Here is a 22,469-nt window from a genome sequence, read left to right as displayed (position 1 = left end):
AGTAGCGTGTTTCTAATCTCTTTTCTACTCGCCATTTTTCCATTTCTGCCACTAATGCCACGCCTTCATTCATAGTAATAGCTAATGGTTGAGCTCCGCCCATGCCACCCAAGCCTGCCGTAACATTTAATGTACCTTTTAACGATGGCTTACCGTAATGTTTATTAGCCAAACTCAAATAGGTTTCATAAGTGCCCTGCACTATTCCTTGCGTTCCTATATATATCCACGAGCCTGCGGTCATTTGCCCGTACATCATCAATCCTTTGGCTTCCAATTCATTAAAATGCTCCCAGTTTGCCCATTTCCCCACTAAATTTGAATTGGCTATTAAAACTCTCGGTGCATCTTTATGAGAACGAAGTACGCCAACAGGTTTACCGCTTTGAACCAACAAGGTCTCGTCATTTTCTAATTTTTGTAATATTTCTAATATTTTTTCAAACGATTCCCAATTTCTTGCTGCTTTTCCTCTTCCACCATATACTATTAATTCTTCGGGCAATTCTGCTACTTCCGGGTCTAAATTGTTTTGTATCATTCTAAATGCAGCTTCTTGCACCCATCCTTTGCAGTGTAATTTATTTCCTCTTGGTGCTTTTACAGTTCTTGGTTTGAAAGTCATACTTCGTATTTTTTATGCAAAGGTAAATAAGTATAGTGGTTAATAATAATTGTGCTTGAATTTGAAATTCTACAGCTTTATTATAATAATTCATAAGAAAGACTTTAGCTTTGAAAAATAAAATAGGCATTTGCAACAAATAACTTCAATATTTAAAACCTTTAGGGTAGTTAATATACTAATGATTGCTTTTACACAATTTATTGTTTCTCAATTTGTTGTACAGCACTATAGTGTTAATATTTTAGCCCTATTAATTTTAAGCACCACAAGTATTGCTTTGGGTGGATACTTATTAAATGACATAGCCGATATTGAAATTGACAAGGCAAATAACAAAACCGGAGTTATAAATTCTTCTAACAAAAAAGTATATTTATTTGTAGCCATATCGTTGCTAATTTTAGGAAATACTATAGGTTTTATTGTTTGTAAAGAAAGTCTTGTAAAACTCTTTGGTATTTATGTTTCAACAAGCATTAGTCTTATTTTTTATGCTTGGTTTTTAAGTAAATATAAAATTGTGGGTAATGTTTTAATTTCCGGACTAACGGCATTGGTAATATTGCTGTGTTTTTATGTAGAGGTTAACCACTATTTTTATACGGAAAAATACTATTTTTTTAAAGAGATATTTATATGGTTTTATGCTGCCATTGCTTTTATAATTAATTGGCTAAGAGAAGTGGTAAAAGACATAGAAGATGAAAGTGGAGATGCAATAGCCAATAGGATAAGTTGGGTTAGAATAATAGGTATAAAAGGTACAAAAGCAATATTAATTACGGTAAGTATGGCTGTATTTATTTCATTAATATTTTTTGGAGCAGATAGACCAATGGGTATCATACACGTTGATTTAGCTATAATATTCCTACTTTTTTTAGCTTTTATGTTTATAATACTATCTGCTAAGACTACAAAAAGTTATAAAACAGCCAGTTTACTGTTAAAATATATCATGATAGCAGGTATTTTAATTCCTGTTTTATTCTAATTATATTGTACTACCTACATAAAATCTAAAATAGATTAGACTATTTTGAATTAAAAAATTGGTATTACATCTATCTTTCTAATCATCAACATTCTACAACAACCGGTTGCGTTCTCCGCCTGTAGCGGATTCATTGTACATTCTTCGGACGCAACGAAAACTTAGTTGTTGGCAACAATCATTATTTTGTTTTGCTTATTTTTTCAGGGTCTTGTCTGGCGTCAAAAACATTTGCAATTTCAATACGCCCAAATTCATAATTAATCCAATAGATTATTTTATAGTTTTTGAAAACCAAGTATCTAAATTCTTGTTCTCTATGCTTTAGGCTGGATTCTATAGCTCCCTTTTTAGGTTACTTTTCAATTCCGATTGTTCGGTCAACTATTCCGGCAACTAACTTTTGGGCAATTTTCTTGCTAGCTTTTACGGAATAGTAAATGTAAATATCTTCTAATTTGTTTTCGGCAAGTTCTAACCAATAAACGTCTAACTCCATTTTTGGATTTTAGCTTTTAAATCGGTTGCTTTTATCATTCGTCCATTTTTTGAATCTTCCATTGCTTGGTCAATTTCAGCATTATACTGCTCCATTGTCATTGGCATAAAGTTTTTTTCAATCAATTCCGCTTTTCTTTTCCTTAATAATTTTTCAAGTCCGCTAATGATTTCTTCGTTTTGTAGTCTTAGAAACTCTTGAACAAATGATATTTTTCTTGCTTCTAAATCCATTGTTAAAATCTTTCTTTAAAGATACAAAATAATCAATTCAGTTTTTAATTTTCTTGATTTTACGATTTTTCGGAAATTTGTTGCTAACAGGAATCTGTGCATTAACCCACAAAACTCGGGCTTTTCAAATGTAAATATAAAATATATTTTGAAAATTAAGAGGTTTTTTAGGAGGAAATGGGAGGAGTTGATTATTGCTCATTCTACAAATCAAACTTGTCTTTTGGTCGTAGGGCAATATGCCATGTAAATCCTTTTAAATATTTATTGCTTTCGCTTAGCATACGCATAGGCGTAAATAATGCTTCGGGTTCTTTTATAAAAGTAATATGATCTACTTCTTTTTCTTTCATATACACAATAATGCGTTCCGAATTTGCATTGTTTGCTCCTACATACTCTTCATCATCATTTTTGCCGTAGTACAAACTTTCTGCATTTTTATCGGCTATCATTTTCTGCATTTCATTATCTTTAAAAAGTGCCGTTATAGTTTTTCCTCTTATTTGGTCAAATAAATCGCCTTTTGAAAACATACTAACAAACCCATTTTCAAAAAAACGAACTTTATCTACTTTTTCATTCACTGTATATACAAATATAGTATCGCCAAGCATTTGGTTGTTTTCATTCCATAGTATTGGCTCGTCAAACATACGCATGATAGAATCTTGATAAGAAAAAAACAAACTGTCTGCTATGCCTTGCAAATCTGATTTGAATATTCTTACACTATTAAAACTCCAAAATTCTTTAAAACCATGTTCGGGGTTTTCTTTAGTATGAATAATATCTCCTCTTAAAAATAAAGTATCGCCATCTTGATCCACTTTAAGCATAGGGCGGTTATAAGCTATTATCTCTTGGTTATTTTCAAAATATTCAGCAGTAGTTCCTTCCATTCCTGCTTTCATTTCTATATCATTAAAATCAAAATAGTAAAATGTTTTTCCGTAGCCTCTAAATCTTTCATAATACAAACTATCGGAATACAATGTTTGAGGTGCATTATTAATAACTGTTCCTTTGCCAAAAGTGGCTATTTCTCTATTGGTATCATAAGTTCCTAACACGCAGTTTATAGTGCTACTATTATTATAAATGGTGGTAGGCCCATAAAATTTTGCCACTTTGGTTTGTGTAAAATAGTGCATAGTATCCGATTCTAATCTATACTCGGGGTCTATAATAAGCACGCTATCTTTAAAATGTACCACCTTAGTTTTAGTATAATAATATCCTATTTTGCTGGTAAGCACTGTGCTATCCATATCTAATTTTCCACCTGTATTGTACGAGCCTATTTCATTTTTCATATCATAGTTCAGCACATCGCTATACAGTGTTTTGCTGCCATCTTCAAGCCGTGCATTGCCTATTAATTTTGCTTTTCGGGTATTGCCATCGTATTTTAAGGTATTAGAATAGGCGTGTATGCTGTCATTGTTATTAATATGTATGTGTCCCCAAGCATCTACAGTGTTGGTTTGTGTGTATATGTAGGCACTATCGCAGTACATTAATGTTGAGTCGTGTTTTAACTCAACATTCCCTACCAATTTTCTTATTTGAACGCCCGAAGGCAGCGTATTAAACTGTAGTTTATCGGCATGTATTATTTCTACTTCTTTATATGAAGATGTATCTTCTTTAGCATCATTTGTAGATAAATCAACTGTTTTTTGTGCAAACAAAAACACACCTAAGAAAATAAGTGAAAATGTAAAGAAAAACTTTTGTAGCATCTTGCTGTATTAAACGTATGCTTATTTATTTTATTCTAAATCGGAAGCTTTTAGTGGTGGTATTTCATTTTTTTTCTTACCTCCACCAAAAACATTAATATTTATATAACGCTTAGGATTAACACGCACGTCATTTAGCAATACATTTAAACTTTCTGTAGATTTTTCTAAATTATCGTAAATACTTCTCTCATTTAATAATGCACCTACGGTATTTGAAGGGTCAGAAAATTTATCTACAGCGTCATTTAAACTGGCTACTGTACTGTTTACACTATTTAATGTTTCTTGAAGTTTTAATTCATTTAAAGAGCTACTTAAAGAATTGAAGTTGGTTAAAATTTCGTCTATATTTCCTTCGTTGTTTTTTAAGGTGGCTGTTAAACTTTCTAAGTTTTTAAGTGTAGCATCTAAAGCTGCCATTTGCACATCTAAACGCTTATTTAAGGTTAAACCTACATTGTTATAAGTATCTAAAAGCTCATTTATTGATTTTAAAGTATAGTTTAATGTTTCATTATTTTCTTTCTCAAAATCAAATAACTTATTCACATTTTCTAAAGTTAAATTCAATTTATCGGTAAGCGGTGTTATTTCTCCGCCCAATTCTTCTAAAATAGTACCTTGAATATTGGTGCTTATGGTATCTCCATCTACGTGGTTTTGAGTTGATTTATCATCAAAAAGTAGTTTTACATTCATTTCGCCAAGCAAATCGGCACTAAATAAAATAGCTTTTGAACCTTTAGGCACTTCTATATCATCTCTAATAACTAATTCAGCTAAAATTTTCCCTTTGTTTGTACCTTTTTCTATAAGATGTAGCTCACCTATTTTCCCTACTTGAAAACCATTAACTACCACAGGGTCAGACGAATAAAGACCTCCTATTTGGTCAAATATAGCATAATAATGGGTGTTGTTATCAAAAAATCCTTTCCCTTTCAAAAAGTTCATTCCTAATATAAATACTACTAAGGTTACAATGACAAATATGGCTACTTTAATTTCTTTAGACACGCTTATTAAAATTTATGAAAGCCAAAGTTAAGGAAATATTTTAAAGGAAATATGAATAAAACAAACAAAACCTAAGAATAAGTCAATTGCCTGTTGTAACATCAAAAACTTGTACTCTTTTGCCATCTTTATAGGCTACTATATAAGCACCTTTATAGCCTTTTTTTGTAACACTTAATAAATCGGCAGCGGCACTTTCGTATGAGTCATATTCATTTACCACATGGCGATAAACTCCATTGCTGGCTTTTTCTACCTCTACATTGTCAAAATCTTTATACACTTTACAAGTTTTGCATGCCGGATTTTTTGAAGCATAAACCTGAATTTTAAAAATTCTACCCTCCTTGTCTGCTTCTGCTTTTTGAGTTGCTAATTGCTCATTTTTAGACTTCTGATTTTCTGTCCACATAGCATCTACGTGCTGTTTATACTCTTTTATAGCCCTATATATAGCCGATGCCATATAATCTTGCCCTGTTACCGAACTTAAAAATTGCTCTTCCTCGGGGTTAGATAAAAACCCTAATTCTATTAAAATACTCGGCATTGTAGTTTTGTACAAAACATAAAATCCAGCTTGACGCACGCCTCTATTGTATCTATTTACTCGCTGTTCAAACTGACTTTGCACATTTGTTGCCACTTCTATACTTTGATCTAAATAAGCATTTTGAGCCATACTCATCATTATATGCCCCTCTGGCGAATTAGGATTAAACTGATAATTTTCTGCGGTATTATCTTCTAATTCTATTACCGAGTTTTCCCTTTTTGCCACTTCTAAGTTAGCCTCCGTACGGTGTAAACCTAAAACGTAGGTTTCTGTACCATGAGCACTGGGATTAGATGCGGAATTGGCATGGATAGATACAAACAAGTCTGCTCCCCTTTTATTGGCAATGGTAGAACGCTCGTGCAATTCTAAAAAAACATCGCTATCTCGGGTAAGCTCTACTTTTAAATCCGGAAAGTTTTCTTGTAGGTATTTTGCCGTTTTTTGGGCAATTTTCAACACTATATCTTTCTCTTTTTTGCCCGTTGCACCTATAGCTCCGGGGTCTTTTCCGCCATGTCCGGCATCTATTATTACCTTCTTAACTTGCTGGGCATTCAAATTTAGTCCAAACAAAAGAATAATAATTAGTAATATTCGTAGTGGATTAACGTTATAAATTTTATTTTTGCCTTTATAATTCATAGCTGCTTTTAGCTTGATTTATTAATTAGTAAAATTACGAACCATATTTTGTATCTAAAACTGTTTAAATCAACATCTTTTATAATACTGTACACTTTTTTAGTACAACTACTTAGTGCTGGGCAAGTTTTTTGCCAAAATATACCTTCGGATACTACTGTTAACACAAGTTTAACAACCGCTACAGATACTTTAAATCAAACACTTGCACTAAAAGATAGTAGTTTAATAACGCAAACCGATACTGCAAATATTGTTTATGACGATGGCGATATAGACGGCCCTATTACTTATAAAGCAACAGATTCTATTGTTTATGATTTAGCTAACAAAAAGATGTATTTATATAACGGTGCTTATATGAAATACACCGATTTAGAATTAGAAAGCGATGAAATAGAATTTGACTGGACAACTTATACACTTACTTCGCGGGGCAAAAGAGATTCTACCGGAGCCATAATAGAAGATGCTAAATTTACTGAAAACAGCGGTACATACAGTGCCGATAGTATGCAGTACAATTTTAAAACTAAAAAAGGAAGAACTTTTGCGGTAGTTACCGAGCAAGACGGGGCTTTTATTCACAGTGAAATAGTGCAAAAAAATGAATATAATGAATGGTACGGCTATAAAACTAAATTTACCACTTGTACTAATATAGACCACCCTCACTTTTATTTTCAAGCAAGAAAAAGTAAAGTTATTCCGGATAAAGTAATGGTTACGGGTCCCGTAGATTTAGTAGTGGAAGGCATCAACACACCTTTGGCTTTGCCTTTTGGTATTTTCCCTACAAAAAAAGGTAGGCGTAGCGGTATTTTAATGCCTCAATATGGTGAGCAACCCAACTATGGATTTTTTCTTCAAAATGGAGGATACTATTGGGCTGTTAATGACAAATTAGCTTTAACATTTTTAGGTTCTGTTTTTACCCGAGGGCGTTTTGGTGTTTCTGTAGGAGCCGATTATAAAAAATTATACAAACGATCCGGAAATTTTCAAGTTTCTTATGACAGACTACCTCCCGATGATAAATTTGTACCTAATAGTACAGCTACTAATCAATATGAGATAATTTGGAACCATACAATGGATAATAAAGCAAGACCTAATTTATCTTTTCAAGCCAGTGTAAATGCTTCCTCTAACGGTTTTAATAAATCAAGATTAGATAACAATGATAAAGTACTAACCGCACAAACAAACTCAAACATAACTTTAAGGCGTACTTTTAGAAATAAACCTTACAACTTCTCTATTTATGCCGGGCATACCCAAAATTTCTCTAATAGAAATATTTCATTTACCATGCCTTCTGTAACTTTTAATGTTACGCCTTTCAACCCTTTTGAAAGAAAAATACAAACCACTAAAAAGCGTTTTTACGAAAAAATACGTTTTTCGTACTCCATAAACGCCAAAGCCGCAGTTTCTACCACCGATTCTACTTTATTTAAAGCAGAAACACTTGATAAAATTAGATACGGTATTATGCAAAAAGCAAGTGTAAATATTCCTTTTAACATAGCTAAATTTTTCACTTTTAATCCTTATTTCAACTATAATGAAAAATGGTTTTTTAAACGCGAAGACCGTTATTTTTATGGCGATTCTATAATGGAAAATGGTAGAATGGTTTACAAAGACTATTTATCTAACGATGAAACCGGCTTTTTTGCTGTTAGAAATTTTGACTTAGGTGTAGATTTATCAACCACTTTAACGGGTATTTATAATTTTAAAAAAGCTAAAAATTTTAAAGCTATAAGGCATATTATGAAACCACGGCTTACTTATAAGTTTAATCCTGATTTTTCTGATGAAAGATGGAAATTTTATTCTTCATATTATAATGCCGACCAAAACAAAACCTACGAATACGATAGATTTTCTACACTCAATTCTATTTTATCTTTTGGTGGTGCTCCCAATCAAATGAATAATATAGTAGGTATAGAAATAGGAAATAATTTTGAAGCAAAATTTAGGAACAAAAAAGATAGTACGCAACTGTATAAAAAAGTACCTTTAATAGACCAACTTACTTTTGCTACGGGATATAATTTTACAGCAGATTCATTAAAAATTCAACCATTTACTATTAGAGCCAGCTCTAATATTTTAAATGGATTAATTTCTTGGAATATTAATAGTACTTTCAGCCCGTATGCTTTGCATGATAGCTTAAATAGAGAAATTAACAAAAGCTATTTTAGTACTAATAAACGATTGCTACGTTTTGACAGAGCTAACATTGCTTTGAATTTTAATTTAAGAGGAAAATCTAAACAAGAAAAAGATTATAAACCACAGCAAGGCACAGTTAGCGAACAGGAATATGTGTTTAACAACCCACAGCTATTTTACGATTTTAATATCCCTTGGTCGCTTTCTATTGGTTATAATATAGGTTTGCAAAAAGGAATGTTAGGAAACCCCGATACTACAAATATTACCACCAATAGTATTACACTAAGTGGGCATATAAATATAACACCTAAATGGCAAGTTAATTTAAGAACCGGATTTGATGTTATAAGAAAAGATTTAACCATAACTACCGTTCGTGTAGAAAGAGATTTGCACTGCTGGTTATTGGCTTTTGATTGGACAGCCTACCCACTAAACAGACAAACTTATGCTATAGAATTAAGGGTAAAATCGCCACTACTTCAGGAGCTAAAATTAACTAGGAAAAAACCTTTAGGTTCTACCGGAATTGATAATTTTTAGGGAGGCTTGTTTGAGCAATATTTACATTATATATTGTGTCTAAAATAGTTTAAACTATTTTGTTTTAACAATTGGTATCACACCACCTTATCTGCACAGCTGGAGCTGGCAAAGGCATAAGGCTTAGCTTTAAATACAAAACCCATTCCCATAATATAGCCCATAGCATCTTTCAACGCAGGATTAGATTTAAACTGTGGATCTGTATTAATATCGGCATGCACTTCTAATTCTACATTGTATTTATCCAATATATCGCAAATACTATATGCCACTTCTACAGATTTTCCCACTTCATTAATCATACGCTCTTTTACGGTGCGTTTTTGGGTTTCTTTTTCGTTTCTAATAAACATAAACCCGCCCTTTCCCTCACGAAGTATTACTACCACAGAGGCATAAACGGTATAACCTTTATAACCCTGTGAGTCTGTACCTACGCAAATTTTTAAACGGTGTCCCTTGCTTTGCTCGTTAATAATAGCTTGCTCTACAAGTTGCTCAATTTTATTGTCAAACTGCTTTCCTCCTATGGTTCTCCATGTATTTTTTGTTTTCATTTCTATTATGTTTTATCCATACCGTGCCCCTGCCGGCAAGTCCTAAATCCGGCAGGGGAAGTACAGGGTCATATACCCATTAGTCCTTTTTTAATGAGTGCTACAATACTGTTGTTCATCATTTTTTTAAGTTTCTTTTGTTCTGTTTTATCTATGCTTTCCCATATTTCAGCATGCTCTTTCAAAAAATCCTGCAATACATCTTGTGCCATTAAACCAATTAGTTTGCCTATCATCTTTGCTTCAAATTCACCTTCTTTACCCAATACATTTTTCAACCTATTGCTTGTAATAAAACACTCAAGATTATTCCACGCATTACGAGCATCTTCCGTTAATGGCATGTCTATTCTTTCTACCTTTTGTTTCTTAACTTTTTCTGCCCATTTCTCGTTCTTATTTTTAAGAATAACCCTACTTCCATTACCAAAAACCAAAGGCGTTTCCGGGCGGATAATAATACCCTCACAAGTGTTATTTTTAATAGTAGGCAATCCTTTCCATTTCGGAATGTTGCTGATAAACAAATTGGGATACTTCAATACTGTTTTTAATGTGCCTTTTTTTAATGTTTTTGCATAGAAAAAACCAGTTTCTTCAAACAATTTATTACATGTTTCTACATCTAAATAAGTCTCTGTATTAACTAAAATATCAAAGGCATAAAAATCATTTTCCGGGCAGTAATGAATCCCTTTTTGAACCATAGTCATATTTGCTGCCTGTGCTACTTTATCATGGGGATAAAAACCGCCAAACAACTCGCCAAAAATGCTTATGGTTTCTATATTTTTATAGATTTTCTTTACTTTTTTGAACAGTTTAAGAATGCGTTCTTTATGATTCTTCAATACATATTGATAGTTGTAAAATTGTTCATCTTTGGCAAGAAAACCACTTCGTTTGGCACATAGTATTTCATTTCCATCTGTAATAAATGAAAAATTGGCACCATGTACTTTTTCTTGAACTACAAATATGTGATTATTGAAACCATGAAAATAAATTTGCTCTATTACTTTCTTTTGGTAGCTGTTTTCTATTGAATTATATTTTTTAAACTTCATCATCATTATAAAAATTTACGCCACAAGGCTTATGTTATTTTTTTTTGTGGAAGTGATAGGAGTCGAACCTATTCAGCTTAAAAGCAACAGATTTACAGTCTGTTCCAAATCTCCAACTTTGGTGCACTTCCATATAGAAGGAATAGTAAGATTTGAACTCACATTTCCAGATTCGTATTCCGGTGTTTTTCCACTTAAACTATATTCCTTTTTAATACTCGTATTTTGAGCAGATAGTGAGAGTTGAACTCACGCCTGAAGAGTGGAAGTCTTCCATGCTACCAATAACACCTTATCTGCTTTTTGTGGAACCGATCCGACTTGAACGGATACCTCTCCGGCTTCAACGGAGCGTGCACACCATGTACACCACAGTTCCATTTTGTTGAGGCACAGGGATTTGAACCCCTGACTCCCGTGTTAAAAGCACGGTGCTCTTCCTGCTGAGCTATACCTCAATTTATACACTGTTTTTAAGCCCGGCAATTAGTCAATTACTATAATTGCAGTGTATTTTATATTGTGTTCAAAAAATAATTTTACATACTTTTATAAAACCACCCCTTTTTCCCCTCCTTTTCAGGTGGGGGAACATTATGGAATGTAAAATTATTTTTCAGACTTTATATAAGAGACAAGGACAGGAATTAAACCTGCATAAAATGGATTTGCAATCCACTGCCTAATCATTCAGCCACCTTGTCTTTTATGCGGAGAGCAAAAGAATTGAACTTTCATTACGCTTAGGCGTAAACTTGCTTAGCAGGCAAGTGCAACCAACCAATATTTGCCTACTCTCCGTTTGCGGAAGGGGTGGGAGTTGAACCCACACGAGTCTTTCTCTCCTAACAGTTTTCAAAACCGCGGCCACCGCCATTTGGCTTGCCCTTCCTATTGGGTGTCTTTGGGGCTAGAACCCTTTTCTTCTCGCTCACAACGAGATGTTTTACCCGTTAAACTAAAGACACCATTTGTATGAGAGGTAGGATTATTCATTGAATATTCTATTTCAATGGTATTCATGAATGCTTCGCATTTTGAACCTACGACCTCCGGCTTCCAAAGCCGGCAAACAACCACCGTTATCCTCCCATAATAGCTGACGTTCTTTTTTTACTTAGAACCTCTTTTATGTGCGGCCTATCCCGGAATTGAACCGAGATCTCCCGAGAGACAGTCGGGAAGGATATCCATTACCCCAATAAGCCTTTTTTTGTTGAGCTACTTGGATTTGAACCAAGATTCCAAGGCTCAAAACCTTGTGTGCTGCCATTACACCATAGCTCATTAAACAAAAAAGCATCTATCAATGCTGACAGATGCTTTTTATCGTTTTTAACAGAAATAATTTCTTATTTCATACACCTGTCTTTATATGTATAATCATGCTGGCAAGGACTAAAACCCAAACCCGACCATTCAGTACTATTTATACATTTTGTTTTATGTTCTTCTCTTCTACTCAGTTTATCTGCCGGTTTAATCATTTCGGGCAAACGAAATGCACCATACATTTCTTTTACCGCTTCTATTACAATATGAGCATTAAGCACATTCTTGTTATAATACTGTGCATCTAAATAGACTTGATATGTTTTTTCTTGTTTCATTTCCGGCTGCAAATTTAAAATCATTATTTTTAATTTACCAAATATTTTTTATACTTTTTTAATTGATAATCAATTAATTATGTTGATTTTAGGCATAGCAATTCCGCTCCGCATTTTATGCAGCTTATGGACTTTTTCCAAGTGTCTGTCTCTCATTTGGTTACCTTTCAATTACTCATTTTTTTATACTATGTTATTCCCCAAACATTTTTTTTATTTTTTTTCCAAAAAAAAAGCGTCCCAAGTAGTATTGGGACGCTTTTAGTCAAATTTTTTATATAAAATTGAATTAAATCATGTTCATTTTTTAACATAAAGCGTCCTTAAAACTATTCGCGGATCAATCTCCGAGCCATAGTTCAGCCATGTAAACTGACTGCAAAAGACCTTATGTTGTATTAAATTCATTGGTGGTGCAAAGGTAAAATTATTTTTAAAAGTTTATGTAAGTTATCCTTTTGATTTCCCATCGTTATTTTTTAGCCCATATTTTTATCAGTTCAAATGGATTTCTCTTTTTGTTTCCGCCAACAATTTCTATATCTAAAGTATTATTTGAATTTATACCCAGATTATATCTAAACTGATAATTATAAACTTGAAAAATAGGGTTTGAATTTGGGAAATATTGACAACCTTTTATGCCTTTTATAAAGAACGATTTGTACCCTGTTTCTTTTCTTAACCAACCAAAATTGAAATTATTATTTTTAAAAAATTCAGTATAATCTTTTTCATAGATCCTCTCATTGATTATATAATAGAGATATAATTGTTCTTTTACATTTCTAATTTCTGAGAAATCATCAAACTGTTTTTCTTTTTGATGAATAAATTCTTTTTGAATTTTTATTATGTATTCTGACAATGATAATTTAGATTGCGAATATTCCTTCGCAAATAAGAGTATTGCAGGGTGCTTTTCAAAATTAAATGAATATAGAAGTCTAGACTCATAAGTTTGACTATATAGTCCTGTAATTAACAAATTACCCCAAATTGGATTAAAATCTTTTGTAGATAATTTTTCGTAAGCAACAAATATTGCTTTAAGTTTTTTTAATAATTCTTCATTATAAGCAACAGAATTTAGTCCTAATAAATTAAATTCTTCTTCCGTATTTGAAACAACTACTTTTAAAATATTTGCAATATTGCCTTTAAAGTTATTATTATCTTCTATTTGAAAAATGATTTTTTTATAATCTGAAAATTGTAAAATAATATGTGATTTAAAAACTTCTTCTTCCCTTTGCTCTTTTCTAAAACCTAATAACTTATTTTCATCTTTAAGTACCGAAAGCACTTTGTACACATTTTCATCAGAAATTAAATTTTGTAATGAGCCTAACAATCTTGACCATTCCCTGCGAGAATTATCTTCAGTATTTTGTATTAGATTTCTAACAACTCTTATATAGTCTAGTAAATTTTCTAAAGGTTTTTCACTAAAGGAATATTTTAAAGCACTATACAGTATGAAATATTGGTTAGTATCTGTTTTCCCTTGTACTATATCGTTTAATATGTTATGAATAGATTTTCCATCCCATAAAACTTTATCATCAAATTGGTTTATTTCCTTTATAAAGTCCAATGAGAATATTAAAAATTTAAGATTGTCTTCTATACTATAAATAGATTTTAAAACTTTAAAATCCAAAAAATTAGTTTCATACGAGCTAGGGCTTGCCCTAAATTGTGCATCTTTATAATAAAGCATTTCAGTTATAAAACTTAGGTAATGCATAAAGGGATTATCAATTACATACGAATCATTATCTCTATATTCCCATAAGTTTTCTACCCACTTATATTCTATTTTATCTTTTACCTGATCTAATAAAGCAGGTTCATACTGAATGATTTTATAAAACTCAGATTTAAAGTTTTCAAAGTCAGTCAGCATTTTACCTCTTGCATTCATTCTTATATATAGATTTTCAGTTAAACCAAATTCCTCTAAATCTGTAAAATAAAATGAAATGAATTGATGTTGGGTGTCTAACAGTTTATCTAACAAACTTTTTGTAGAATTATTAAGTTGTTTATTTTCTTGAAATGTTTCTAAAACTTTTAACATTCCTGCAATTGTTGGATCATTTTTCCATTCTTCATTAAACCAAACCGAATCTTCTATTTCAAATCGTAAGTTTGCTGTATTTTTAAATTCTCCTCCATTTGTAATCAACAATTCGCAAAAGTCATGTGCAGTTGGTCTTGTTTCATAAGTAAATTTTAGAAGCAAATTTGAAACATCTTCAATTCTATTTTCATTTACAGCTGTATAAAAATATAATAAGAATAAAGTAGTAAGTCTTTGCTGTCCATCTAATGGGATAAATATTTTTTGTTTTACTTCATCCTTAGTTTCCGTTAAAATAGAACCATAAACAAAATCCAATTCTACTTGATTATCTTGTAATATATTATCAAGTAAAAAATCATTTATGAATTTATCCCTTATTTTTTTTACTTCTTGATTATTACGACCTTGTGCATAATCTCTTTGAATAATTGGAATTTCTATTTTATCATATAAGTCGCAAAGTTGTGCAAAGGTGTATTTATTATTCATTGCTTTCTTTTTTAGTAAAATATGGATTTAATATCTCTTTTATATTGTTATAGTAATTTTCTTTATCCTTTTTACTCCAATAGTATGGTTGTAAATCAAACTCACTATAATATTTCAGAAATACATTTTTCGTTGCTATAGGGATATATCTACCTTTTTTTTCTAATTCCAAAATTTTATTTCTTTTAACAGGAAAGATAGAATTGTTGAGTGCGGCATTATCATTTTTGGATAGCAAAGCTAAGTTATCTAAATAATGAATTGAATCGGAATCAAATACTTGTATTAGCTCTAACTTTAAAATATTGAATTTTTCATCATCAATTTTTTCCTTCTTCAATAATTCTATGATCTCATTTATAAACTTACTATAATTTGAGCTATCTGTATCTTCACTGTCCTCATGATTGATTTGCCTAATATCTTTAATAGCATCATAAGTATCTTCCAACCATTTACGCATAGCATTTTGCTCTTTCATTTCTTTTGATTCTTGAGCATGAATATGCTCTATACTCCAGCCTCCCGGCATATTGTTGAATAAATAAAATGGAAATCTATTTGATTCTGAAGATTCATTTTTATAATAACTAAGTACATTATGCAAAAAAAGTAAATTATAAATTTCAAAAGATTTCTTAGTATAGGTCAATTCATCTATTTCATCTAATTCAATATTGGAGATTTTAGCAGAGACATAATCCCATACAAATTGCTTAAATTTAGACTTTGTAGTTTCAGAATCATTAATAACACTTCTAATGGTTTCTTCTGTATTTTTTTCTAATGAAAAAACATATCCTAAATGATGATATAAAAAGTGGTCTTCAAACCAAAATTTCAGTTTGCCAAAAAACTTTTTTGTCTCTTTCCAAAGTTCCTCTGCTTTATTTTTTTCTATTTCAGGGTCTTCATTGCGGATTTCATTTTCAAACCATAAATATGTAGAATATTTATTAATAGCTTGCTGTGCAATTAATCTAAAGAGAAATTCAATTGTAGATGGTGTTTCATTTAACGGTTTTTTATTTAGAAAATACCAAAATTCTTCTTGTCTCAACTCCATTTCTATTCTATGCCATTCAGCTGACACTTCTGCTTGTCTTAGTATTGCTTCTCTTTCTGTAAGTCCATATTTTATTTTTGAAAGTAATAATGCTCTTATTAGTTCAGCATCAGTAAGCGGTATTTTGCCAATATTCAGCCTATTGAAAATATCAATTTTTTTAGCTTCTTTTTCTGTTTCGTTTTCATCTGTAAGTTCTTCTACTTGATACCAAATAATCTCTACTTTTTTGGTTAATGTGGCATTAAATTCATCAATAAAACCAACATCATTTTTAGTTTTTTCTTCAAACCATTCTTTAATCAGTTTATGTGCTTGACTCATAAAATGAAAATCAGGGTTTTCATCACTATAACTATTAATGGATAAATTATCCAAAAAATCAGTGCTTTTATCTCTTTTTTCAAATATGATAGAATATTTAGGTCTATTAATATAGTTAAAAATAATGTTCATTGTAATTAGTCGCTGCTGTCCATCAATTACTTCCCAGATATTAAATCCTTCATGGTCTAAAGCAGGTACAACTACTATAGGTTGTAAGCAATATTTCTTTTCATCGGAACGCATAAAATTATAAATGTCATTTAATAATGCTATCACATGAATTTTTTCCCAACGATAGCCACGCTGATAATATGGAATTAAAAAATGTTCTAATCTTGGTGTTCTATTTGGCGTATTTTCGTTTAAAATTACTTTGCCTATCGGCTTTTGGTCAATTATGTTCATCTCTCTTATCTTTCATTTTGTAGAATAAAATCACACCACCTTTTTTATAACCCCTTGCAAATACGGAATTACCTCTTTTTCAAACCAAGGATTTTTTGAAAGCCATATATTATTTCTGGGCGAAGGGTGTGGCAAAGGTAAATATTTAGGTAAATATGCTTGATAGTTTTTTACGGTTTCGGTTAAGGTTTCTTTCTTGTTTTGTAAATAATAGTTTTGGGCGTAGTTGCCTATTAAAAGTGTTAGTTTTACTTCTTTCATTTCCTTAAAAAGCTGTGGATGCCAAAGTGGAGCACATTCTTTTCGGGGTGGCAAATCGCCCGATTTTCCCTTGCCGGGATAGCAAAAACCCATAGGTATTAAAGCAAAAATATCGGGATTGTAAAAAGTAGCTTTATCTACTTGCATCCATTCCCTTAGTCTATCGCCACTTTTATCGTTCCAGGCTACGCCTGTTTTGTGCACCACACTTCCTGGAGCCTGACCAATAATAACAATTTTACTTTTGCTACTGGCAGCCAAAACGGGGTTTACACCGTCTTTTAAATAAGGCAGGCAAATTTTGCAGTTGCGTATATTTTTTAGTAAGGTTTCCACAATAGTAATGTCAAATTTAAAGAAAAATTAGATTGTTCTACAACTTATATTTTGCTTATCTTTGCACACTCAAAAAATAAAACAAAATAATAAATGAAATTATCAGAATTTGACTTTGAATTAGAACACGATAGAATTGCTTACTACCCGCCTGCCAAACGCGGTACATCTAAACTAATGGTTGTAAACAGAAAAACAGGTACTATTGAGCACAAATCTTTTGAAAATTTCTTAGATTATTTTGGCGATAAAGATGCCGTGGTGGTAAACAATACTAAAGTTTTCCCAGCAAGATTATTTGGTCATAAAGAAAAAACGGGAGCTAAAATTGAAGTTTTTTTATTGAGAGAATTAAGTGAAAGCCAAAGACTTTGGGATGTTTTAGTGGATCCGGCAAGAAAAATAAGAGTAGGCAATAAATTATATTTTGGAGAAGATGAATCTTTAGTGGCTGAAGTAATAGATAATACCACCTCAAGAGGTAGAACTGTACGCTTTTTTTATGACGGACCAGAAGATGATTATAAAACAGCTTTATTCAAATTAGGCAATACTCCTTTGCCTAAATACATAAAAAGAGAGCCGGAAGAATCAGACAGAGATAGATACCAAACTGTTTATGCTTCTAAAACAGGAGCTGTGGCAGCACCTACCGCTGGCTTACATTTTACTGAAGAAATGATGAAACTTTTAGAAATTAAAGGTGTAGAAATTGCCGAATTAACGCTACATACAGGCTTAGGCACTTTCCGTTCTATTGAAGTAGAAGATTTAAGCAAACACAAAATGGATGCTGAGTATTTTGAAGTACCCGAAAGTGCTGTTAAAACAGTAAATAAAGCATTATCGGGCAAACATAAAGTATGTGCTATAGGCACTACTTCTATGCGTTCTTTAGAAAGTTCAGTGTCTGCAACTAATCAATTAAAAGCAAGCAAAGGATGGACTAATCTTTTTATACATCCTCCTTACGAATTTCATATAGCTAACAGCTTGCTTACTAATTTTCATTTACCTAAGTCAAGCTTATTAATTATGGTGGCTTCTTTTGCCGGACACGATTTAATAATGAAAGCTTATGAAGAAGCTATAAAAAATGACTACAAGTTTTATTCTTATGGCGATGCCATGCTTATTCTTTAATCTATAATAAATAACAGCAATCAAAATTTTGTATAAAAGTTAATGAAATTATCTTTTAGTTTTATTTTAACATTGGCTTTTTTGTCAGTTTTTTCGCAAGATGTAAGGGAAGTTAATATTAATGACATAAAGGATATTGACAATATTACTTTTGAACGTTTATATCAAGAAAAATGGTTTGAGCCGGACACGCTTGTATATAAAAATATTTATTTAGCTCCTAATGATGTCCCTCAGCTTAGTGCAGATGAAATTAAACGAAGATTAATAAAAATACCCAGTAGTATTCCTTTAAACTATAATAGCGTAGTTAAAAGCTATATAGATAAGTTTTCTAAGTTTGATAGAAAAAATTTAGCAACAGCTCTTGGCTTGGGCACTTATTATTTCCCTCTTTTTGAAGAAGCTTTATACAAAAATGGTGTCCCTTTAGATTTTAAATACTTGCCCATTGTAGAGTCTAATATGAATCCTTTTGCTAAATCTTATGCAGGAGCACAAGGAATGTGGCAGTTTATGTTAAGTACAGGCAAAATATTTGGCTTAGAAGTAAATGATTATTACGATGAAAGAAGAGACCCTGCAATAGCTACAGAAGCTGCCGCAAAGTACTTAAAAAAGCTATATAATATTTATGATGATTGGTTGCTGGCATTAGCCGCCTACAATGCCGGCCCCGGTAATGTAAACAAAGCCATAGCACGGGCAAATGGTGTAAAAGACTTTTGGGAAATAAGACCTTATTTGCCAAGAGAAACTCAAGAATATGTACCAAAATTTACGGCTTTGGTTTTTGTAATGAACAATGCAGATTATTACAAAATTACACCGTTAAAACCACTTGACGATTTAATTGAAACAGATACTTTTAAAATATATCATAAGGTAAGTTTAAAATATATTTTAGAGCTGAGTGGAATGGATAGCAGTTATTTATATTTTGTAAACCCAGCTATAAAACAAGGTATTATACCGGAAAATGAAAATGGTTTTACTTTAAATATACCTTTAAATTACATCGGTCATTTTGAAGCATTAAGACCTTTTTTTACAGACGACCCATATTTAAAAACGGTAGAAGCCATAGTTAAAGAGCCTGCTGTACCTAAATATACCGTTTACAAAGTAAAAAGTGGAGATACTTTAGGGCATATAGCTCAAAAATACAATGTAGGTGTTTCAAATATAAAACGCTGGAATAAATTAAGTAGCGACCGTTTAAAAATTGGGCAGAAATTAATTATCTATAACTAATCTTTTACCAAGAATTTTCTCTTTACTGCTTTTCCATTTATTTCTACAACTAATAAATACATTCCTGCGGTATAATTAGATACTTCCCACCTTAACTTTTGCTCGCCTGCATTATAGCTTCCTTGCTCTATAGTTTCTATTTTTGCACCTAAAGTGTTATACACTTCAGCTTTTACTTGGCTTTTATTATTCAAATAAAATTTTAATGAAATTCTATCGCTTGCAGGATTAGGATACGGAAAAGAAACGGCATAATCATTTTCCTTTTGTACATCTCTAATGTTTACATCAACTACTTTGGTAGAAAAAACTCCATTTCCGTGGGTGGCTACAACAATATTTTTATCATAAGGACGAGATGTTATCATTGCCACAGGAACATTGCCTATTACATTTAATGCTTCTCTTTGCCATATCGTGCTATCGCCATTTAAAGCATCTGTTATATAAAGCCCGGAGGTTGTGCCTGCAAAATATAAAGTATCAGTATTATCTTGATAAATATGAACCCAATTTACCGAAGGGCCACTTCCCGAGCCATCTATAAATTCTTCTAAATTTCCACTCACATTTTCCCATGTTGTACCACCGTCTGTAGTATAAAACACACTTTGTACTTCATAATTTGAATAGCTCACTAAAACTTCCTGTGCATTTATATTACTGGCACAAATTGAACTTACATAAGCTCCACTTGGCATGGTTGAAGCTCTAATATTTTCTTTTACATAACTTCCATTATCTAAGCCTGTAAGTTTTAATAACTGACCATTTATGGTGCCATAATATAAAATATCGCTATTGGCTTTGCTCATATTTATAGCCGAAATAAAAGGTGTAGAAAAACCTATGCCTGTAGTATAACTCTCGTCTATTCTTTGCCAGCCTATGCTTGTAGAAGTATATTCATCTCCTAAAATTGGAATACTTGACAAGCTGTCATTTCGCCATAAATATCTACCTGCCGTCATATACATAGTATTATTATTGGTAGGGTCTAAAATAAAAGGATTAATAAACATAAAATCCGTAGCACCTGGAGGGTCTATTCTTGTTAGTCCATTAATATTTCCATTATCGTCTATATCAAACTTAAAGGTTTTGCCTCCCTGCCAAGAAACATAATATGCTGTTCTATTTTCTGCTATAGCACAATAAGCTCCATCTCCATAAAATGTACTTATCCAAGGTAAATTAGGATTCCCTGTCATAGTGTGCCATGTTCCATTATCTTGCAAGCCACCTATAAGTATATTATTATCTACATTTCCGGGTTCTATAGCTATGGTATAAAATTGAGTTGTACCATATCCATTGTTTATAGATTCCCAATTGGGATTTCCACTAACACAATTTTGGGTTTTAGACATTCCGCCATCGTGGGCAGAAATCATAACATTAGGGTTGTTTTGCAAAAATACTATATCATGATTGTCGGGGTGATGATTTGGCCACACATAATTAGACGGACTATCCACATCGCATTGGTAGCCTCCTATCCATTCATAATTGCTATCAGTAGTAAAAGCATCGGTACTTCTATATAAATTAGTGCCACCCAAAAATACCAAATTGGATATGGTAGGATGATATTTTATACACATATCGTAAGAACTCTGCGATTGGTAATATCCAAAATTAAAATCGTAAAAACCAAGACAATCTTCATCTGGCAGATTAGCGGTTCTATTTTGCCACATTGCCCCTACTCCACTCCCATTGCCACTTAAATAGGTATAATGCCACAGTTCATGATTATCTGTAAATGGGTCAGTAGAGGCATCTACTATAAAAAGAACTTCGTTTTGGTTTAGTGGATTAACAGCACTTTCCATTCTTCTATATTGTGTAGTAAATCCTGTAGGGGTAATATTTACCCAACTTATTCCGTCCAATGAACGCCAAATGCCTTTGTCTTGTGCATCACTACTAAGCGTAGCATAATAAACGCCATTTCTATCAACATCTACACTTGTTTGGTTTCCAAAATTATAATAATTAAATCCATTAGGAGAATTGTCTGCTGTTAACACATTTTGCCAAGTAGCACCTCCATTTTGGCTCAAAAAAATACCTGCAAAAGTTGCGGCTACAACATCTCCATTAGTGGGATTTACTTTCACATCGCTAACATATTTAAAATCGCCTAAAGCACTAACGTCATTAGCACTATCATTTTCTGTAGAGGGCAATAAACTCCATGTTATTCCATTATCTGTAGATTTAAAAATACCTAAACCATTCAAGTCGGCACTATTACCACTTAATTCTCCTGTGCCATAGTACCAAGTGTTTTCATGCCCTACTCTTGTATCTTGTGCTATTGAAGTAATGGAATGAGAAATGGTATTGTTAGTTACTTTTACAAATGATGCTCCCCCATTTTCAGAAATCCACAATCCTCCGCTAACACCTCCTGCTAAAATTCTGCTATCATTTTTTGTGTCTATAGCTAAAGCCCTTGTTCTACCACCTACATTAATAGGTCCTTTGGGTTGCCATGTTAAGTTGAAATCATTTATGGCTTTAGTTTGGTTATTTACAAACTTATATTCTTTAGCTAAAATATTATTGGGAATTTCTCCTGTATTAGGATTTTTCTGTCTAAGCAATTCATAATCGTTTCTGCTCATTACTCCTTCGCCTCCGCCTATAGAGTAAATATCATTTAAAACACTTTTCTCTTGTTTTGTATTTTGACAAGAATAAATAAAAAAGCTGACTACAAGGTAAATAAAAGTTCTTTTCATAAGCTAAAAGTATCAATTTAATTTGATATTAAATAAAAAGGGAGCTAACAAATTGC

16 protein-coding genes, 9 tRNA genes and 1 pseudogene are annotated in these 22,469 nt (G+C 32.1%); 4 read left to right on the top strand and 22 right to left on the bottom strand.

The features are described 5' to 3' along the window. Positions 1 to 625 (bottom strand): urocanate hydratase (locus H6578_03975; GenBank protein MCB9226312.1); only part of this gene is annotated, 625 nt, incomplete at its 3' end. 181 nt (positions 626 to 806) lie between these two features. Between H6578_03975 and H6578_03970 the strand changes: the two genes are divergently transcribed. Continuing rightward, positions 807 to 1,622, top strand: a complete 816-nt coding sequence (locus H6578_03970; protein MCB9226311.1) for a UbiA family prenyltransferase — start codon at positions 807 to 809, stop codon at positions 1,620 to 1,622. Between the two features lie 181 nt (positions 1,623 to 1,803). Here H6578_03970 and H6578_03965 read toward each other — a convergent pair. From H6578_03965 to H6578_03945, 5 genes and pseudogenes are all read right to left on the bottom strand, one after another. Then, a pseudogene (locus H6578_03965) lies at positions 1,804 to 2,121 on the bottom strand (type II toxin-antitoxin system RelE/ParE family toxin). Continuing rightward, positions 2,112 to 2,354, bottom strand: a complete 243-nt coding sequence (locus H6578_03960) for a hypothetical protein (GenBank protein MCB9226310.1) — start codon at positions 2,352 to 2,354, stop codon at positions 2,112 to 2,114. Before H6578_03960 ends, H6578_03965 begins: the two are co-directional and overlap by 10 nt. 203 nt (positions 2,355 to 2,557) lie before the next feature. Next, positions 2,558 to 4,099, bottom strand: a complete 1,542-nt coding sequence (locus tag H6578_03955; protein ID MCB9226309.1) for a hypothetical protein — start codon at positions 4,097 to 4,099, stop codon at positions 2,558 to 2,560. A gap of 30 nt (positions 4,100 to 4,129) precedes the next feature. Continuing rightward, positions 4,130 to 5,119 carry an MCE family protein gene (locus tag H6578_03950; GenBank protein ID MCB9226308.1) on the bottom strand — a complete coding sequence of 330 codons (990 nt, stop codon included), beginning with the start codon at positions 5,117 to 5,119 and terminating at the stop codon, positions 4,130 to 4,132. An 82-nt stretch (positions 5,120 to 5,201) separates the two neighbouring features. Beyond that, positions 5,202 to 6,320 carry an N-acetylmuramoyl-L-alanine amidase gene (locus H6578_03945; protein MCB9226307.1) on the bottom strand — a complete coding sequence of 373 codons (1,119 nt, stop codon included), beginning with the start codon at positions 6,318 to 6,320 and terminating at the stop codon, positions 5,202 to 5,204. A 48-nt stretch (positions 6,321 to 6,368) separates the two neighbouring features. Between H6578_03945 and H6578_03940 the strand changes: the two genes are divergently transcribed. Further along, entirely contained in the window at positions 6,369 to 9,056 is a 2,688-nt protein-coding gene (locus H6578_03940; GenBank protein MCB9226306.1) for a hypothetical protein, read from the top strand. A 77-nt stretch (positions 9,057 to 9,133) separates the two neighbouring features. On the opposite strand, the gene H6578_03935 is transcribed toward H6578_03940, so the two are convergent. From H6578_03935 to H6578_03865, 15 genes are all read right to left on the bottom strand, one after another. Further along, complete coding sequence (locus H6578_03935) at positions 9,134 to 9,616, bottom strand: hypothetical protein (protein MCB9226305.1); 483 nt, start codon at positions 9,614 to 9,616, stop codon at positions 9,134 to 9,136. 68 nt (positions 9,617 to 9,684) lie between these two features. After that, positions 9,685 to 10,686: an RNA ligase, Rnl2 family gene (locus H6578_03930; protein MCB9226304.1), complete on the bottom strand. Its 1,002-nt coding sequence runs from the start codon at positions 10,684 to 10,686 to the stop codon at positions 9,685 to 9,687. Between the two features lie 44 nt (positions 10,687 to 10,730). Next, positions 10,731 to 10,814: transfer RNA gene (locus H6578_03925), tRNA-Tyr, on the bottom strand. A gap of 6 nt (positions 10,815 to 10,820) precedes the next feature. Then, positions 10,821 to 10,892 (bottom strand) — tRNA-Arg (locus tag H6578_03920). Positions 10,893 to 10,911: 19 nt separating this feature from the next. After that, a tRNA-Gly gene (locus tag H6578_03915) sits at positions 10,912 to 10,983 on the bottom strand. A gap of 6 nt (positions 10,984 to 10,989) precedes the next feature. Further along, a tRNA-Phe gene (locus H6578_03910) sits at positions 10,990 to 11,062 on the bottom strand. A gap of 6 nt (positions 11,063 to 11,068) precedes the next feature. Next, positions 11,069 to 11,141, bottom strand: a tRNA-Lys gene (locus tag H6578_03905). 174 nt (positions 11,142 to 11,315) lie between these two features. Further along, positions 11,316 to 11,387: transfer RNA gene (locus H6578_03900), tRNA-Cys, on the bottom strand. Between the two features lie 7 nt (positions 11,388 to 11,394). Then, positions 11,395 to 11,483: transfer RNA gene (locus H6578_03895), tRNA-Ser, on the bottom strand. 5 nt (positions 11,484 to 11,488) lie between these two features. Next, positions 11,489 to 11,575: transfer RNA gene (locus H6578_03890), tRNA-Ser, on the bottom strand. A 324-nt stretch (positions 11,576 to 11,899) separates the two neighbouring features. Beyond that, a tRNA-Gln gene (locus H6578_03885) sits at positions 11,900 to 11,970 on the bottom strand. Positions 11,971 to 12,035: 65 nt separating this feature from the next. Continuing rightward, positions 12,036 to 12,317 (bottom strand): hypothetical protein, encoded by a 282-nt coding sequence (locus tag H6578_03880; GenBank protein MCB9226303.1) that lies wholly within the window; start codon positions 12,315 to 12,317, stop codon positions 12,036 to 12,038. A gap of 448 nt (positions 12,318 to 12,765) precedes the next feature. Continuing rightward, a complete protein-coding gene (locus H6578_03875) occupies positions 12,766 to 14,871 on the bottom strand; it encodes a DUF262 domain-containing protein (GenBank protein ID MCB9226302.1) in 2,106 nt (701 codons plus the stop codon). Then, a complete protein-coding gene (locus H6578_03870) occupies positions 14,864 to 16,669 on the bottom strand; it encodes a DUF262 domain-containing protein (GenBank protein ID MCB9226301.1) in 1,806 nt (601 codons plus the stop codon). The genes H6578_03875 and H6578_03870 overlap by 8 nt, the downstream gene beginning before the upstream one ends. Before the next feature lie 30 nt (positions 16,670 to 16,699). After that, on the bottom strand, positions 16,700 to 17,269 hold the full coding sequence (locus H6578_03865) for a uracil-DNA glycosylase family protein (GenBank protein ID MCB9226300.1): 570 nt from the start codon (positions 17,267 to 17,269) through the stop codon (positions 16,700 to 16,702). A 90-nt stretch (positions 17,270 to 17,359) separates the two neighbouring features. Here H6578_03865 and queA point away from each other — a divergent pair, with 90 nt between their 5' ends. Together queA and H6578_03855 are read left to right on the top strand one after the other, a co-directional pair. Then, positions 17,360 to 18,409: a tRNA preQ1(34) S-adenosylmethionine ribosyltransferase-isomerase QueA gene (gene queA / locus H6578_03860; GenBank protein ID MCB9226299.1), complete on the top strand. Its 1,050-nt coding sequence runs from the start codon at positions 17,360 to 17,362 to the stop codon at positions 18,407 to 18,409. A 42-nt stretch (positions 18,410 to 18,451) separates the two neighbouring features. Next, positions 18,452 to 19,663, top strand: a complete 1,212-nt coding sequence (locus H6578_03855; protein MCB9226298.1) for a transglycosylase SLT domain-containing protein — start codon at positions 18,452 to 18,454, stop codon at positions 19,661 to 19,663. Here H6578_03855 and H6578_03850 read toward each other — a convergent pair. Then, the gene (locus H6578_03850; protein MCB9226297.1) at positions 19,660 to 22,413 is read right to left on the bottom strand and encodes a T9SS type A sorting domain-containing protein; all 2,754 of its coding nucleotides are present in this window, start codon (positions 22,411 to 22,413) and stop codon (positions 19,660 to 19,662) included. The two genes, H6578_03855 and H6578_03850, sit on opposite strands and share 4 nt — an antisense overlap. Positions 22,414 to 22,469: the final 56 nt, after the last annotated feature.

The organism is Chitinophagales bacterium (assembly GCA_020635995.1).
Lineage (GTDB): Bacteria > Bacteroidota > Bacteroidia > Chitinophagales > UBA8649 > JAFMKE01.
The sequence above is the reverse complement of the archived record's forward strand: the minus strand, read 5'-3'. Positions and strand labels throughout refer to the sequence as shown.

What these genes read in the sequence shown, in the direction of transcription:
- H6578_03875 (MCB9226302.1), bottom strand. Translation starts at nt 14,871, where the DNA reads ATGAATAATAAATACACCTTTGCACAACTTTGCGACTTATATGATAAA.
- queA (MCB9226299.1), top strand. Translation starts at nt 17,360, where the DNA reads ATGAAATTATCAGAATTTGACTTTGAATTAGAACACGATAGAATTGCT.
- H6578_03855 (MCB9226298.1), top strand. Translation starts at nt 18,452, where the DNA reads ATGAAATTATCTTTTAGTTTTATTTTAACATTGGCTTTTTTGTCAGTT.
- H6578_03930 (MCB9226304.1), bottom strand. Translation starts at nt 10,686, where the DNA reads ATGATGAAGTTTAAAAAATATAATTCAATAGAAAACAGCTACCAAAAG.
- H6578_03880 (MCB9226303.1), bottom strand. Translation starts at nt 12,317, where the DNA reads ATGATTTTAAATTTGCAGCCGGAAATGAAACAAGAAAAAACATATCAA.
- H6578_03955 (MCB9226309.1), bottom strand. Translation starts at nt 4,099, where the DNA reads ATGCTACAAAAGTTTTTCTTTACATTTTCACTTATTTTCTTAGGTGTG.
- H6578_03960 (MCB9226310.1), bottom strand. Translation starts at nt 2,354, where the DNA reads ATGGATTTAGAAGCAAGAAAAATATCATTTGTTCAAGAGTTTCTAAGA.
- H6578_03870 (MCB9226301.1), bottom strand. Translation starts at nt 16,669, where the DNA reads ATGAACATAATTGACCAAAAGCCGATAGGCAAAGTAATTTTAAACGAA.
- H6578_03850 (MCB9226297.1), bottom strand. Translation starts at nt 22,413, where the DNA reads ATGAAAAGAACTTTTATTTACCTTGTAGTCAGCTTTTTTATTTATTCT.
- H6578_03945 (MCB9226307.1), bottom strand. Translation starts at nt 6,320, where the DNA reads ATGAATTATAAAGGCAAAAATAAAATTTATAACGTTAATCCACTACGA.
- H6578_03970 (MCB9226311.1), top strand. Translation starts at nt 807, where the DNA reads ATGATTGCTTTTACACAATTTATTGTTTCTCAATTTGTTGTACAGCAC.
- H6578_03935 (MCB9226305.1), bottom strand. Translation starts at nt 9,616, where the DNA reads ATGAAAACAAAAAATACATGGAGAACCATAGGAGGAAAGCAGTTTGAC.